Origin of the sequence: Streptomyces sp. GS7, assembly GCF_009834125.1 — a bacterium.
Classification (GTDB): domain Bacteria; phylum Actinomycetota; class Actinomycetes; order Streptomycetales; family Streptomycetaceae; genus Streptomyces.
Window position 1 is genome coordinate 6,177,104 of record NZ_CP047146.1, and the last position, 14,668, is coordinate 6,191,771.

General features: G+C 72.1%; 14 protein-coding genes. 8 read left to right on the plus strand and 6 right to left on the minus strand.

Features of this window, described 5'->3' with window-relative positions; genetic code table 11:
- Position 1: 1 nt before the first annotated feature.
- Positions 2 to 736: an MgtC/SapB family protein gene (locus GR130_RS26905; protein ID WP_159507100.1), complete on the plus strand. Its 735-nt coding sequence runs from the start codon at positions 2 to 4 to the stop codon at positions 734 to 736.
- Positions 737 to 779: 43 nt separating this feature from the next.
- Here GR130_RS26905 and GR130_RS26910 read toward each other — a convergent pair whose 3' ends face one another.
- Complete coding sequence (locus GR130_RS26910; protein ID WP_159507101.1) at positions 780 to 2,303, minus strand: sialate:H+ symport family MFS transporter; 1,524 nt, start codon at positions 2,301 to 2,303, stop codon at positions 780 to 782.
- A gap of 228 nt (positions 2,304 to 2,531) precedes the next feature.
- Between GR130_RS26910 and GR130_RS26915 the strand changes: the two genes are divergently transcribed.
- Positions 2,532 to 3,719, plus strand: coding sequence for a saccharopine dehydrogenase family protein (locus GR130_RS26915; protein WP_159507102.1), 1,188 nt, complete (start codon positions 2,532 to 2,534; stop codon positions 3,717 to 3,719).
- Positions 3,720 to 3,734: 15 nt separating this feature from the next.
- Here the strand turns inward: GR130_RS26915 and GR130_RS26920 are convergent, their stop codons facing one another.
- The gene (locus GR130_RS26920; protein WP_159507103.1) at positions 3,735 to 4,457 is read right to left on the minus strand and encodes an endonuclease V; all 723 of its coding nucleotides are present in this window, start codon (positions 4,455 to 4,457) and stop codon (positions 3,735 to 3,737) included.
- A 138-nt stretch (positions 4,458 to 4,595) separates the two neighbouring features.
- Here GR130_RS26920 and GR130_RS26925 point away from each other — a divergent pair, with 138 nt between their 5' ends.
- Entirely contained in the window at positions 4,596 to 4,895 is a 300-nt protein-coding gene (locus tag GR130_RS26925) for a YciI family protein (RefSeq protein ID WP_159507104.1), read from the plus strand.
- Positions 4,896 to 4,967: 72 nt separating this feature from the next.
- Here GR130_RS26925 and GR130_RS42045 read toward each other — a convergent pair whose 3' ends face one another.
- The 3 genes from GR130_RS42045 to GR130_RS26935 all read right to left on the minus strand — a co-directional run bounded on the left by GR130_RS42045 (position 4,968) and on the right by GR130_RS26935 (position 7,574).
- Positions 4,968 to 5,474 carry a hypothetical protein gene (locus GR130_RS42045; protein ID WP_443043669.1) on the minus strand — a complete coding sequence of 169 codons (507 nt, stop codon included), beginning with the start codon at positions 5,472 to 5,474 and terminating at the stop codon, positions 4,968 to 4,970.
- Positions 5,471 to 5,824, minus strand: coding sequence for a hypothetical protein (locus GR130_RS42050; RefSeq protein ID WP_443043670.1), 354 nt, complete (start codon positions 5,822 to 5,824; stop codon positions 5,471 to 5,473). The genes GR130_RS42045 and GR130_RS42050 overlap by 4 nt, the downstream gene beginning before the upstream one ends.
- A gap of 181 nt (positions 5,825 to 6,005) precedes the next feature.
- Entirely contained in the window at positions 6,006 to 7,574 is a 1,569-nt protein-coding gene (locus GR130_RS26935) for a sugar porter family MFS transporter (protein ID WP_159507105.1), read from the minus strand.
- 257 nt (positions 7,575 to 7,831) lie between these two features.
- Between GR130_RS26935 and GR130_RS26940 the strand changes: the two genes are divergently transcribed.
- From GR130_RS26940 to GR130_RS26955, 4 genes are all read left to right on the plus strand, one after another.
- Complete coding sequence (locus tag GR130_RS26940) at positions 7,832 to 8,737, plus strand: SIS domain-containing protein (RefSeq protein WP_159507106.1); 906 nt, start codon at positions 7,832 to 7,834, stop codon at positions 8,735 to 8,737.
- A gap of 90 nt (positions 8,738 to 8,827) precedes the next feature.
- Positions 8,828 to 9,709, plus strand: a complete 882-nt coding sequence (locus GR130_RS26945) for a class II fructose-bisphosphate aldolase (protein WP_159507107.1) — start codon at positions 8,828 to 8,830, stop codon at positions 9,707 to 9,709.
- A 227-nt stretch (positions 9,710 to 9,936) separates the two neighbouring features.
- The gene (locus GR130_RS26950; protein WP_159507108.1) at positions 9,937 to 10,740 is read left to right on the plus strand and encodes a DeoR/GlpR family DNA-binding transcription regulator; all 804 of its coding nucleotides are present in this window, start codon (positions 9,937 to 9,939) and stop codon (positions 10,738 to 10,740) included.
- A 391-nt stretch (positions 10,741 to 11,131) separates the two neighbouring features.
- The gene (locus GR130_RS26955; protein ID WP_159507109.1) at positions 11,132 to 11,443 is read left to right on the plus strand and encodes a hypothetical protein; all 312 of its coding nucleotides are present in this window, start codon (positions 11,132 to 11,134) and stop codon (positions 11,441 to 11,443) included.
- A 345-nt stretch (positions 11,444 to 11,788) separates the two neighbouring features.
- Here GR130_RS26955 and GR130_RS26960 read toward each other — a convergent pair whose 3' ends face one another.
- Positions 11,789 to 12,409, minus strand: coding sequence for a TetR/AcrR family transcriptional regulator (locus GR130_RS26960; RefSeq protein ID WP_159507110.1), 621 nt, complete (start codon positions 12,407 to 12,409; stop codon positions 11,789 to 11,791).
- A 78-nt stretch (positions 12,410 to 12,487) separates the two neighbouring features.
- On the opposite strand from GR130_RS26960, the gene GR130_RS26965 reads away from it, so the two are divergent.
- Positions 12,488 to 14,536: an FUSC family protein gene (locus GR130_RS26965; protein WP_236573522.1), complete on the plus strand. Its 2,049-nt coding sequence runs from the start codon at positions 12,488 to 12,490 to the stop codon at positions 14,534 to 14,536.
- Positions 14,537 to 14,668 lie beyond the last annotated feature (132 nt).

Sequence of the window (14,668 nt, forward strand, 5' to 3'; positions counted from 1 at the left end):
CATGTCACACCTCGCCACCACACTGTTCGACGTCCACGACGGCCAGGGGCTGCGGCAGTTCGCCGAGCTCGCGATAGCCCTGCTGCTGTCCTCACTGATCGGGCTGGAGCGCGAGGCCCGGCAGAAGAGTGCCGGGCTGCGCACCCACACCCTCGTCGGCGTGGGCAGCGCGCTGTTCATGGAGGTGTCGATCCACGGCTTCGGATCGGTACTGGGCATGGACGGCGTCACCCTCGACCCGTCCCGGATAGCCGCGCAGGTCGTCTCCGGTATCGGCTTCATCGGCGGCGGACTGATCTTCGTCAGGAAGGACGCGGTCCGCGGGCTGACGACCGCCGCGACCATCTGGCTGACCTGCGCCATCGGCATGGCGTGCGGCGGCGGGCTGCCGCTGCTGGCCGTCGGCGCGACCGCGGTGCACTTCCTCATCGTGCGCGGCTTCTCGAAGGTCTCGGAACGGATCGGGTCGGGGCGGTCCTTCGACCGGGTCGAGCTGCGCCTGTCCTACCGGTCGCAGAACGGACTGCTGGGGCGGATGTTGGAGCTGTGCACCGGCAGCGGCTTCCGGGTCACCGACGTCCAGGTGGAGAACGGCACGGGCGACGCCTGGGTCCCGGCGGAGGTACTGCTCCGCCTGGAGGGGAACGGTTCCGCGCACCCCCTGGTCGAGGCGCTGACCGAGCTGGAGGGGGTGCGCGGGGTGGCGCTGGGGCGGCAGTCCGACAGCACCGAATGAGGACGGGCCGCTCCTCATGGGGCGCGGGCATCCGTCCGGTCGCTCATGCCGCGCCGGGCGACGCCTCCCCCGGACCGGCACCCGCTCCCGCGCCCCGGTCCCCGGGCTCGGGCGCAAGGTGGTCTCCGGTCAGCTGACGGTCCACCAGCCGCCCCAGCCTCCGCGGAACATCGCCGCCCACGAGGACGACGACCACCAGCGTCAGCCCGAAGGTGAGCACCGCCAGGGCCCGCCCCAGGGGCATGCCCTCGGCCAGCCGCGCCCCGAGCACCGGTGCCACCGCACCGCCCAGGGCGCCCGCGTTGTAGACGAATCCCAGGGACGCGGCGCGGGTCACGGTCGGGAAGTGGCCCGCGATGTGCTTCGGCAGGATGCCGGAGATGCCCTGGCTGAGCGCGAGCAGCCCGAAGAGCAGGACCCCGAGCCCCACGAGGTTCCCGCGAACCGCGAACACCGGGAAGACCAGCGCCAACGAGGCCAGCAGGGTGTACGCGTACGCCCGCCGGGTGCCGAGCAGGTCGCCGGTGAACCCCGCCAGCCAGCAGCCGGCCATCGTGCCGAGGCCCGCGGCGGACATCACGTCGGCGACCTGCCCCGGTGCGTAGCCCAGCTCGGTCTTCAGGTACGTGGGCAGCAGCGCCTGGAGGGGCCAGCTGTACAGGAACGCGCAGAACACCGTCACCGTCAGGGACACGTACAGCAGCGCTCCCCGGCGCCCGCCGAGCTGCCCGGCGAACGCGAGCAGGCACAGCGCCGCGGCGGCGGCCGGCCAGAGCGCATGTCCCGCGCCGGCGGGCGTGAAGACGCGGAGCAGCGCGGCGCACGCGATCACCGCCAGCACCGTGTTGGCCCAGCCGCGGACGCGTCCGGTGAACAACGGGCGGAACGGATTCGGGCGTTCCGGATGCCGCTCCGGTCCGCCGGCCGGTGCGCCGCCGATCTCCGCCTGCCAGTCGCCGGCTTCCGGCAGCGACCTGCGCACCCATAGGGCGACCAGGACGGGCAGGACCCCGATCCAGAACAGCGGGCGCCAGCCCCAGGAGGGGACCACCCAGCCGTAGAGCCCGGCCGCGAGGACCGTTCCGCCCGCGTAACCGGAGATCAGGAATCCCGACGCCCGGTTGCGCAGCCGGACCGGCCAGGTCTCCAGCACGTACGTCGCGCTCGCGCTGTACTCCCCCGCCATGCCCAGGCCGATCACCAGCCGGGCGGCGAACAGGCTGGTGTAGTTCCAGGCGAATCCGCAGGCGAAGGTGCCCAGCGAGTACAGCAGGATGCCGGCGACCATGGCGGCCCTGCGGCCGTGGCGGTCGCCCAGCGCGCCCAGGACCGCACCGCCCAGCCAGCGGGTGACGAACGCGCCGGAGACGAGCGAGGCGGCGGTCGCGGTGTCCAGGTGGAACTCACCCGCGACCTCGGTCAGCACCAGCGTGATCAGCACGAAGTCGAAACCGTCGAGGAGATAGCCGATCCAGGCGGCGAACATCGCCTTCCACCGACGCGGGGTGACCTCCTCGTACCAGCGCCGCCTCCCCGTCCGACGGGGGCCGTCCGCAGGATGCGCCATCACAGGGGCCCGCCCTCCTCCAGCAGCCGCCCGACGCCTTCTTCCGTCCGTAACCGGCAACCCGGACATCGGATATCCCATGTCACCGACGAATCTGATCCCGCTCCCCCACCGCGTCAAGCCCCGGCGCCTGAACGGGGCGGGCCGCCAACCCGGCCGGGACCGCTGGTCGTTGACGGGGCGCCCGAGGCTCCCTAGGGTCCGGAGGTCACCCCGAGAGGACGGACCATGCGACCGCAGGACACCTCCGGACGGGCCCATGACCTCGTCCTGTACGGAGCAACCGGGTTCGCGGGCGCGCTCACCGCCGCATACCTGGCCGAGCACGCCCCCGAGGACTGCCGCTGGGCGCTCGCCGGACGCAGCACCGCCAAACTGGAGCGGCTGCGCGACCGGTTGGCCGCGATCAACCCGGATTGCGCCGGCCTCCCGCTTCTGACGGCCGACAGCGCCGACCCCGGTTCGCTGCACGCCCTCGCCTCCGCCACCAGGGTCCTGGCCACCACGGTCGGCCCCTACCTGCTCCGCGGCGAGCCCCTGGTCGCGGCCTGCGCCGCGGCCGGCACGGACTATCTCGACCTCACGGGCGAGCCGGAGTTCATCGACCGCGTGTACCTCCGCCACCATGCGACGGCCCGTGCCTCCGGGGCGCGCATCGTCCACGCCTGCGGCTTCGACTCCGTTCCGCACGACCTGGGGGTGCACTACACGGTGGGGCTGCTCCCCGAGGGCGTCCCGCTGCGCATCGACGGCTTCGTGCGGACCAACGGGGCCTTCTCCGGCGGAACCCTCGCCTCCGCACTGACCGCCGTCTCGCGCCCGGCCGCCATGGCGCGGGTCGCCCGGGAGCGCCGTCGGGTGGAACCGCGGCCCGCCGGCCGCACCGTACGCGCACCGTTCGGGCCGCCCCTCCGGAGCGCCGAAACCGGCACCTGGGGAATCCCGCTGCCGACCGTCGACCCGCAGATCGTCGCCCGCTCGGCCGCCGCCCTCGACCGCTACGGGCCCGACTTCCGCTACCGCCACTACGCGGCCGTGCGCCGGCTGCCGACCGCCGCGGGAGCGGCCCTGGGCGCCGGTGCGGTGTGCGCTCTGGCCCAGGTGCCGCCCGCCCGCCGCTGGCTGTCGGGACGTCTGGAACCGGGCGCGGGGCCCGGTGAGGAGCGGCGCGCACGCAGCTGGTTCCGGGTGCGCTTCGTCGCCTCGGGAGGCGGGGAGCAGCTGGTCACCGAGGTCGCGGGCGGCGACCCCGGCTACGACGAGACGGCGAAGATGCTCGCCGAGTCGGCTCTGAGCCTGGCCTTCGACGACCTGCCGGAGACGTCGGGCCAGGTGACGACCGCGGTCGCCATGGGAGACGCGCTGACCCGCCGCCTCCAGGACGCCGGGATCGGTTTCCGGGTGGTCCGGCGGTAGCGGGCGGCCGGGCCGTCAGGCGCCCGCGAGGGCCCGCCGGCACAGGGAGTCGGCGGCCCTGGTCGTCTCCGGAAGCCGGTAGGAGGCCGCCAGACGGAGCGTATGCGCGCACGCCCGGTCGAGGTCGACGCGATGCCCTACGGACACGAACACCGGCTTGACGCCCCGCTGGGTGCGCAGCGCACGTCCTACCTCCTCGGGCTCCTCCGTGGACGTCCCGTCGTCCAGGAGGGGCGAGGTGTCGCCCCGCTCCGGCCCCGGAGGCGCGTACCGGAAGGTGAACGGGTTCTTGGCCACGCCGATGGTGGGCAGTCCGGTCAGCACTCCGAGGTGGCTGGCGAGACCGAAGCGCCGCGGGTGCGCCAGCCCGTAGCCGTCGCAGACCACCAGGCCGGGCGTGCGGGCGAGGCGGGCGAGCGCGTCCAGCACGGTGGGGATCTCTCGGAAGGCGAGCAGCCCCGGGATGTACGGGAAGGAGACCGGGCCGACGGCGGTGGCCTCGTCGACGACGGCGAGCGTCCGCGCGTCGAGGGCGACGGCCGCCGCGGCGACCACGTCGCGCGCGTCGTCGTAGGCGACGTCCACACCGACCACGGTGCCCTCGAAACCCGGTTCGGGGCCGGGCTCGTCGAGCCGTACACGGGTCCGCAACCGGTCCTGGACCGCGCGTGCCCCGGCTTCGTCCGTCGGCCAGTGCCGCAGCTCGTCGTCGCGGGAGATGATTCCGGAAGTGTCCATGGTGACCGCAACGCTACCGAAGCCCCCAACGGGACCGCAGGGCCCCTCAGCGCCCCGCCCCATCCCCTCCGGCCTGCGCGTTTCCCCGCCCGGCAGGGCAGGTCCGCGACGTGCACCCCCGCCTCGTATATTGCAGCCATGTTCGTACTGGAACTGACCTACACCGCGCCCCTCGAACGCGTCGACGCCGCCCTCCAGGACCACGTGGAGTGGCTGGACAAGGAGTACGCCGCCGGGCACTTCATCGCCTCCGGCCGCAAGAACCCGCGCAACGGCGGCGTGATCCTCGCCGCCGGGATCGACCGTGCGGCAGTCGAGAAGATCACCGCCGCGGACCCGTTCGTCGTCGCCGGGGTCTGCGAGTACCGGATCACCGAGTTCGTCGCGACGAAGACCGCTCCGGCCCTGGAGGGGTACCGGGAGCAGCTGCCGTCCTGAGATACCGCCCCACGCAGCACGGCCCGGCCCCCGGTTCACCCCGGTGGTGCCGGGCCACCTGCTGTCCGGGGGTTACGCCGTCCGTCCACCGTCACGGGCGTTCAGCAGCGTGCCGATCTCGTCGTGCAGTCCGCCGCGGCATACCGTGCCCCACCGGGCCGCCGCCTCCACCGCGAGCTCCCTGCTCCACTGCCGGCTCCGCCGCGCGGCGATCCGCAGGTCCGGCCGGCGGGCGGGCGCGGTGGTCGCTGTGTACCTCTCGACGTCATGTGCCGGAAGATCCGCTTCCAGCGCCCGGCTGGGTGTCGGCCAGTGCACGGTCGATCCGCGCAGCAGCCGGCACAGCCGGAGCTGCTGCGGGGCGATGACGGTGTGCAGCAGTGCGTGGGCGCGGGCCGTCTCACCGCGGGCCGGCACGTGGGCGAGCATCAGCGTCCAGTTGGTGAGTTCGTCGGTGAGCTGCTGGGCGGTGGTCAGCGGGTCGGGCGGGCAGTGATCGGCGAGCGTGCGGGCCGCGGCGGTCAGCCGTCCGCTGCGGTCGAGCAACACGGCCGCGTCGGGGTCGGGCAGATGCATCATGCCCCGCCAGGTGACGACCCGGGCGACCCCGGCCCGGCGGCCTCGACATGGAATTCACCGCGCATCAGGTCGTCGAAGGCCACGGCGAGAACGCCGTACATGTTGGTGTACGCCAGTTTCAACGGCGCCAACCGGCGGACGAATTCCCGCCCTTCGAAGCCCGCTTCCGCCTCGTCGCGGACGAAGAGGTACGCCGCGATGTCCGAGTGGTCGTCGGCCTCCCCCAGCGTCCACGACCCGTACAGCAGCACGCCGTCCGGCCGCCGGTCGGCCCGCGCGGCCTCCCGCAGGCGCTCGATACGGCGGTCGAGACGGCTGTCGCCGCCCCCGTTGGAGGCCGGACGCGGCATCGGACGGGCGGCCGGGGACGGCTGGTTCGCGATGCGCGGCGGACGCGGAGAACGGCATGGGCGATGACTCCTGAGCAGTGGTGGGAGGGCAGGCGGACAGCACCCGGCGGCCGTCGTCGGGTGGGAGACGCGAACGCGTTCGCTGTCCGTCAGCTCAGGAGAAGACGCCCATGCGGTCACCTTATGGAGTCGAGGGAGACGACGCGGCCGGATTGTCGAACGGTCCGGCGCCGACCGGGCCGGGCACGGAAGTGTCGGGCCAGCTCCCGCCGTTGCGCCAGTACTCCTGAATCTCCTCCAGGTGGCGCCCCTTGGTCTCGGGGGCGGTGAACGCGGCGAAGACGAGGGCGGCGAGCGCGAGCACGCCCAGACCGGCGAAGGTCGCTGCGGCACCCGCCCTGGCCATGAGGGAGGGGAAGAACTGGGCGATCAGCAGGTTGGCCACCAGGTCGGCGGTGAGCATCACCGATGCTCCCGTGGAGCGCAGTTGGGCGGGGAACGCCTCGCTCGCGTAGACCCAGATCAGCGATCCGAAGCCGAAGTTGAAGGCGGCGGTGAACAGGAGGATCGCGCCGAAGCCCACCCACGTGGTGGCACCGTGCAGGTCTCCCATGCCGAAGACCACGGTCAGGACGGCGAGCATCACCGCCATCGTGCCGATCCCGCAGAGCAGCACCACCCGGCGGCCGATGCGGTCGATGATGAGGATGGCGAGCACCGCCGCGGCCAGCGAGGCGAGTTCGACGAACGACGGCAGCAGGAAGTTCTGTCCGTTGCCGGTGAAGCCCATTTCCTCGAAGATCTGCGGGCTGTAGTACGTGACGGCGTTGATACCGGTGATCTGGCAGAAGAAGCCGAGGCCGACGACGAAGAACGCGGCACGGGCATACGGCTTGCGCAGCAGCGAGCGCACCGAGCCGCCGCTCTCCGCGGCGAGTGCGGCCTGCACCGAGGCGACCTCGGCGCGCGGATCGACGTCCGGGTCGGTCGTCGCCATGACCTCGACGGCCCGTTCCGTTTGTCCCTTGAGGACGTACCAGCGGGGCGTGTCCGGCAGGCGGAGCAGCGGAATCATCACCAGTGCCGCGGGGATCGCGGAGAGGCCGAGCATCCAGCGCCAGTGACCGCCTCCGGACAGGCCCCAGTTGACGAAGTAGGTGATGACGATGCCGACGACGGTCGCCACCTGATACGCGGCCACGGAGGCGCCCCGGATACGGGCCGGGGTGGATTCGGCCACATAGAGCGGGGCGGCGACGATCGAGATGCCGATGGCGACGCCGAGCAGGAACCGGACCGCGTCGAGCGTCTCGACATTGGGGGCGCCGGCGGACAGTGCGACGAACACCGCGTACGAGCCGGCGACGATGAGCATTGCGGCCTTGCGGCCGAGCGCGTCGGCAAGCTTGCCGCCGATCAGCGCACCGAGAATCGAGCCGAACACCAGGACGCTGTTGACCAGCCCTTTTTCGGTCTCGGTGAGGTGGAAGTCCTTGCTCAGGAAGACGAGGGCACCGGAGATGCTGCCGGTGTCATAGCCGTAGATGACGCCGACGACGGCGCCGGTGAGCGCGAACAGCCGGCCGGTGCGGCGCGCGGTCGTGGACGACGGCTGCGGCGGGGGTGTCGCGGAGAGCGGGGCAGTGGACATACGGAGTCCTTTGTGCGGCGGAACGTCCTTGCTGCGTTTCTGCGGAGCTGCGTGCGGAGTCTCGGGGCACTGCGTCACGGGCCGTGGACGAGCCTGCATGACTGATCTTGCGAATATCAGGCACGTTTCACGCAGCTGTCAACAGTCCATCACCTGCTTTTCGCCATACCCGTTCCCGCCCCACCTCCAACCCACACGGCAAGACAACCCACCACCAGTCCGCGCTCCCCTCTGCTGCATCCACCCGCACGAGGGATGGATCAGCGCGACAAGACTGCGTAGAGTCGATTGCAACAAACCACAATCTTGCATTTTCACGCATCACAATCGACCACACGATCACGGGAGGGCAGGTCATGAGCGAGACCTCGTACATGGAGCAGGAGCTGCACAGTCAGCCGGAGACCTGGCGGGAGGCCGCGCGGATCGGCGCCGCCGGCGGCCCCCTGCCCGCGGCCGGCCGGCGCGTGGCCGTCATCGGATGCGGGACCTCGTGGTTCATGGCGCAGTCGTACGCGGCACTGCGCGAAGGCGCCGGCCTGGGGGTGACGGACCCGTTCCCCGCTTCGGAGGCGTTCCTGGGCCACCACCGCGGCTACGACGCGGTGGTGGCCATCACGCGCTCGGGGACGACGACCGAGGTCCTGCGCGTACTGGAAGCGGTCAAGGGGCGGATCCCGACGGTGACGATCATCGGCGATCCGGAGACGCCGGCGGTCACCCTCTCGGACGAGACGGTCGCACTGCCCTTCGCCGACGAGCGGTCCGTCGTGCAGACCCGCTTCGCGACCACGGCGCTGACGCTGCTGCGCGCGCATGTCGGCGAGGACGTCACCCGGGCAGTGCGCGACGCCGAGGAAGCGCTTGCGGCGCCGATCGAGAAGGAGTGGGTGGACGCCGAGCAGTTCTCGTTCCTCGGCACGGGCTGGACGTACGGCCTGGCCAATGAAGCCGCTCTCAAGATGCGCGAGGCGTCGCAGAGTTGGACGGAGTCCTACCCCGCGATGGAGTACCGCCACGGCCCCATCGCGATAGCTGCTCCGGGCCGGGTGACCTGGCTGTTCGGCCAGGCGCCGGAGGGACTGGAGGCCGATGTCGCTCGGACCGGTGCGCGCTTCGTGTGCCATGCCCGCGATCCGCTCGCCGACCTGGTGCTCGTGCACCGAGTCGCGCTGGAGCGGGCCCGCGCCCGCGGCCTGGACCCCGACAACCCGCGCAGCCTCACCCGCTCGGTGATGCTCCACGAACCGGCCGCGTCCTAGCCCACCCCCTCTCCCCTCCCCACGCCTCCGTCCCCTCCCCACCCTCCTTCCCCCACCAACTCACCCATTCCACAAGGGAGTCAGGCCCTCATGCCTCTAGTCCCCACCTCGGCCATCGTCGACGCCGCACGCGAAGCGGGGGTCGGTGCCGCGGCATTCAACGTCATCCATCTCGAAACCGCCGAGGCGCTCGTCACCGCCTCCGAACGCACGGACATCCCGCTGATCCTCCAGATCAGCGAGAACTGCATCCGCTACCACGGCAGCCTGCTGCCCATCACCCGTGCCACGCTCGCCCTCGCCGAGCACTCCACCGCCCGGATCGCGGTACACCTCGACCACATCACCGACGCCGAACTGGTCCACCAGGGAGTCGCGGCCGGTGCGGGCTCGGTCATGGTGGACGCCTCGGCGCTGCCCTACGAGGAGAACGTGTCCACCACGGCCGCGCTCACCGCCTGGTGCCACGACCGGGGCGTCTATGTCGAGGCAGAGCTCGGCAAGGTGGGCGGGAAGGACGGGGTGCACGCCCCGGGCGTACGCACCGACCCCGGCGAAGCCCTGGCCTTTGTCCGCGCCACCGGGGTGGACGCGCTCGCCGTCGCCGTCGGCTCCTCGCACGCCATGCACGAGCGCACCGCAGAACTGGACAAGGACCTGATCGCGGCGCTGCGCGCGACCCTGCCGGTGCCGTTGGTGCTGCACGGCTCGTCCGGCGTACCGGACGACGAACTGCGGCGCGCCATCGCCGCCGGAATGACGAAGATCAACATCTCCACGCATCTGGTCTCCGTCTTCACCCACTCGATACGGCGCACCCTGGACGCCGACCCGGCCCTCGTCGACTCCCGGAAGTACGTCAAGCCGGCCCGGGAAGCAGTCGCTCAGGAGGCGGCACGACTGCTGGGCGTACTGGGCACCCCGGAGACGGTCCCCGATCTGCGTGCAGCCGGGGTAACGGCCCGGGGGTGAGGAACCGGCGAGCGGGAGGGGCGAGCGGGAGGAATCCGGCGCAAGCAGGCGGCAAAAGCCGGTGAGGAGGAAGACCGGTGAGGGATGAGGTGTTCGGTTCCGGCTCGGGTGGTGGGGGCGTCGGTACGGCGTCATGGAGGCGGGGCCCCGGGATAGCCGGGGCGGGGGGCGCGAGGGGCATCGCTCGGCCCGCACCGCGGTCGGTGGAAACGAATTAGGCTCGCGCCATGAAGCGCCATGAACGAATGAACGCACTGCTTGAGCTGCTCGGGGATCGAGGCCGGGTGGATGTCGAGGAGGCGGCGACCGAGCTGGAGGTCTCGGCTGCCACGATGCGGCGCGACATGGATGCCCTCGCCGAGCAGCAGCTGCTGACCCGCACCCGGGGCGGGGCGGTGCTCAGCTCGGTGGCGTACGACCTTCCGATTCGGTACAAGCACGCACACAGGTCGGCGGAGAAGGAGGCGGTGGCGAAGGCGGCGGCGAAGCTGGTCGAGCGTGGGGATGTCGTCGGGTTGAGCGGCGGGACGACGACCACCGCGATCGCCCGGGCGCTCGCCACCCGTCCGGACTTCGCGGAGGCGGGGCCGCAACCGCATCTGACGATCGTCACCAACTCCCTCAACATCGCCAATGAGCTGGCGGTGCGCCCACAGATCAAGATCGTCCTGACGGGCGGCGTGGCACACTCGCGGTCGTTTGAACTGGTGGGCCCGTTCAGTGAGTTGGTACTGCAGCAGATCTCCATCGACATCGCGTTCATCGGGGCCAACGGCATGGACCCGATGATGGGGGCGACGGTGCACGACGAGGCGGAAGCCCGGGTGAACCGCCTCATGGCCGAGCGTTCCCGGCGTGCGGTGGTGGTCGCGGACTCGTCGAAGATCGGTGAGCGCTGCTTCGCCAGGGTCGGCGACGCGGATGTCTTCGACACGTTCATCACGGACGGCGGGGCGAAGGAGTCGACGCGCCGCGAGTTCGCGGACCGGGGCCTGAAGGTGGTGACGGCTCGACCGTCCGCGGGCGATTGAGCGAGAGGGGGGTGGGGAGGGGGGCGGGGTAGGCGGGGGGGGAAGGATGGGGCGGGGCCTGGTGTGCCCCTGGGGTGATGTGACGAGTACGCCCCGTATCAGGCCGTTTCGGTTCCCCGATTGCGGGCGCGGTCCGGTTGCGGAAGTGTCGCTGTTGCGCTTCTGATGCGCTGTCGTGGGGTTGCCAGGGCTGAATTCCGGCGGCTGCCTATGCAGAATGGGGCGGAGCCACGGGACATCCGTCGCAGGGCCGGGGTGGTCGGCCTGCCCGTCCCCGTTGGGGGAGTTTTCCATCAGAAGCAGCACGAACAGCCAGGACGGCAGGGACATCGAGGCCGGCGGTGAGCGCCGGGCCACCGGGACTGCCGGCGCTGTCGGGGGGAGAGATCACATGCGGAAGATCGTTGCCATGGCGCTGACGGGTGCGGCGTGCGCGGCGTCGCTGACGCTGTCCGTGGCGTCGGAGGCGGTGGCCGCCGAGCAGGTGCCGCGGTGTGTGAAGGTGCGGAAGTTCTTCGACCTGGGCCAGCAGCGCTATGTACGCCTGACGAATCTGTGCGCCAAGCGGCCGGCTTGCTACACCATCGTCATCCCGCACCGGGCCGGTCCGCACGGCAGGCTGCCGCAGGGGGCCACGAAGGACGTGCGGTACGGGACGGTTGCGGGACCGCGGGCCTTGTACGTCAAGACCGTTCCCTGCTGACGGCCGCGCCTTCCTCGCCGACGCGATCTTCCCTTCCCAGGCGCCCGTTCCCCTTCGGGGCACCCGGCCCCTTTCAAGGCCACCGTTCCCCCTTCGAAGCACCCGGTCCTTCTAGCGAGCACCTCCCTGCACAAGGACCTTGCCCCGGAGGGACCTTGCCCCGGAAGGGTCTTTCCCTGGAAGGCTCCTTTCCCGCACACACCAACCCTCCCCGCGTACGCCCCACCGCTCCCGGCGAGCCCCTTTCCGACTGCCGAACCGTTCCACGGCGGGACGGGCAGGCCCCGTCGAGGACGTACACTCGCCCAGGGCAGCCGCCTGAGACGGGAGCCACGGTCCCGCGGCTCAGGCGCGCAGTGTGATGCCGTCGAGAACCATGGAGAGGTACTGGCGGGCGATCTCCTCGGGGCTGTGCCGGCCCTGTGGCCGGTACCAGCTCGCGGCGACCCAGACGGTGTCGCGCAGAAAACGGTAGGTCAGCCGGATGTCGAGGTCGCCGCGGAAGACGCCTTCGGTGACGCCGCGTTCCAGCGTGCCCAGCCATGCCTTCTCGAACTTCCGCTGGGAATCGGTGAGATAGCCGAAGCGGGGCTGGGTCGCGAGGTGCCGGGCCTCCTTCTGGTAGATGGCGACGGCGGCGCGGTGCCGGTCGATCTCCCGGAACGATTCGGTGACCAGGGCCTCGATGGTCTCGCGGGGGCCGAGGTGCGCGGCGAGCACCGCGTCGTAGCCGGCCCACAGTTCGTCCAGGAAGGTGGCGAGGATTTCGTCCACCATCGATTCCTTGGAGTCGAAGTGGTAGTAGAGGCTGCCCGCGAGCATTCCGGCCCGGTCCGCGATACGGCGGACGGTGGTGGCGTTGTAGCCCTGGTCGGCGAACACCTCGGCCGCGATGGAGAGGAGTTCGCGGCGGCGGTCGGGGGAGGTGGGCGCGGGGGTCGCTTTGGTGTTCTTGGCGGTTGGCACGTGGCTATTGTCGCGCGCCGCTGATCGGCCACGGGCGGCATATCGTTTACTTGTAAAACACCTGCTAACCTTTTGGCTATGGGGAAGCACGCCAAGCCTGCCGCGCTCACGAGGAAGCCGAGGAAGAGCCCGAAGGACCCGAAGGACCCGAAGGACTCGGAGAACGCGGAGCACCCGAAGGCCCCGAAGCACGGGGAGAACGCGGAGCACTCGGAGTACCCCGAGAGTGCGTCCGGCGCGCCGGAGGCGGGGCTGCCGGGTGCGGTGCGGGTCCGGCCGCTGCCGGTCCGGAGCACGGTGCGGCTGCGGCGGCCCGTCGACATCTGGCACAAGCCGGCGCTCAGTGCGGTGGTGGCGATGGCGGTCCCCGATCTGACGCTGTTCGCCCTGGGGCGGCTGGATCTGGTGCTCTACACCTCCGCGGGCGCGATGTGCGCGCTGTATGCGCACGGGCTGCCGTACGCGGCGCGGGCCCGGACGCTGTCGTGGGTGGTGCTCGGGATGGTCGCGAGCCTGGCCGTCGCGCTGACCGCGGCGTCGCTGGTCGGGTCGGCCGCGGTGCTGGTCGTGCTGGCGTCCCTGATGGCCGCGGTGCACAAGATGGTGTGCGATGCGACGCGGATCGGGCCGCCGGGGAACCTGATCCTGACGTTCATCGCGGCGTCGGCGTTCTTCGTGCCGCAGCGGCTCGCGGAGGTGCCGGCGCATCTGGCGCCGGCGCTCGGCGCCGGGGCGTTCGCGTGGCTGGTGTGCATGGCGCCCGCGCTGGTACGGCCGCGGGGGCCGGAGCGGATCGCCACCGCGCGGGCGCTGGAGGCCGCGGCCGGGTTGCTGCGTACGGGGGCCGGGGCCGCCGGCGACGGGGCGGCGGGGACGGGAACGGCTCGCGGAACCGATCCGGCCGGGGTGGCGCAGGCCCGGCATGCGACCGCGGCGGCGGTGAATGCCGCGTGGCACACACTGTTCCTTGTTCCGGTGCGTACGGCGCAGCACGCGGCGGCCCGGGCGGGGCTGGAACGGCTGCTGGCTCAGGCCGAGTCGGCGCTGGGGGACGCGGATCCGCCGGGCGGCGCCGAGGCCGCGGCGGAGCGCTTCGGCAGGTGGGCGCGGGAGTTGCGGAGTGGGCGGCCGGTGCCCGAGGTGCCGCTGTCCGCGGCCCAGGCAGAGGAGCTGGCCGGGGTGGCGGCGGAGGCCGGCATCGGCGGTGCCGCCGGCGGTCTCCGCGCCGCCCCGCCCACCGGCGACCGCCTCGTTCCCCCCTCCCCCTGTCTGCGCCGCCCCGCCCCCGGGCACCACCACGGTGTACGGGCGGTGCTCGCGCGCCTCGCGCCCGGTTCGCCGCTGCTGCCCGTCGGGGCGCGGGTGGCGGTGGGATGCGTGCTGGCGGGCTGGGCGTCGATGGCGGTGGGGGTCGGGCATCCGTACTGGGCCGTGGTGACGGCGGCGTCGATCTACCAGGCCAACACCACGCTCTCCTGGCAGCGCGCGGTGCAGCGCACCCTCGGGAACCTGCTGGGGCTGGTGCTGTTCACCGCCCTGCTGCCGCTGATCCACACCGGGCGGTTGACGATGATCGCGCTGGCACTGGCCTTCCAGCTCGGCGCGGAGGCCACGATCACCCGGAATTACTGGCTCGGCTCGGTGTGTGTCACGCCCATGGCGCTGCTGTTGACCGAGTTCGGCAGGCACCTGCCGGCGTCGGCGCTGGTCGCCGACCGGTGGATCGACACCGTGGTGGGGGCGGCGGTCGGGCTGGCCTGCTGTGTGCTGGTCACCAACCGGCGGGCCGCCGACCGTATCGACGGCGCGCTGGAGCGGCTGGCGGAGGCCGAGGCGGCGGCGTCCCGGCTGCTGGCCGCGGGGCCGGAAACAGGGCCGGGGACGGTGCCCGGGCCGGGGACGTCCTGGGCGTCGGACCTGGTGGCGGACGAGGCTCGGGAGGCGGGCTGGGCGCGCGACCGGCTCGCCGGGTGCCTGGTGGAGCTGCGGGAGGCGGTCGATGTGGCGGCCGGCGAGTGGTGGCAGCGGGCGCTGCCCGAGGAGCGGATCGCGCGCGCCGAGCAGCAGGGGCACCGGACGCTGGCGGGCCTGGTCCGGCGGCTGTCCGCGCCCGCGCTGGCCGCCTGACGCGCACGTCCGCCCGGCCCGGCGGCGGGTGCCGGATGGCAGGCACAATGAGGACAGGGCCGTCGCCAGGACCGGGCGGACGGCCGTACGGCATGGCCGGTGTGCGGGGTGTACGGCCGTACGACGCTGCCG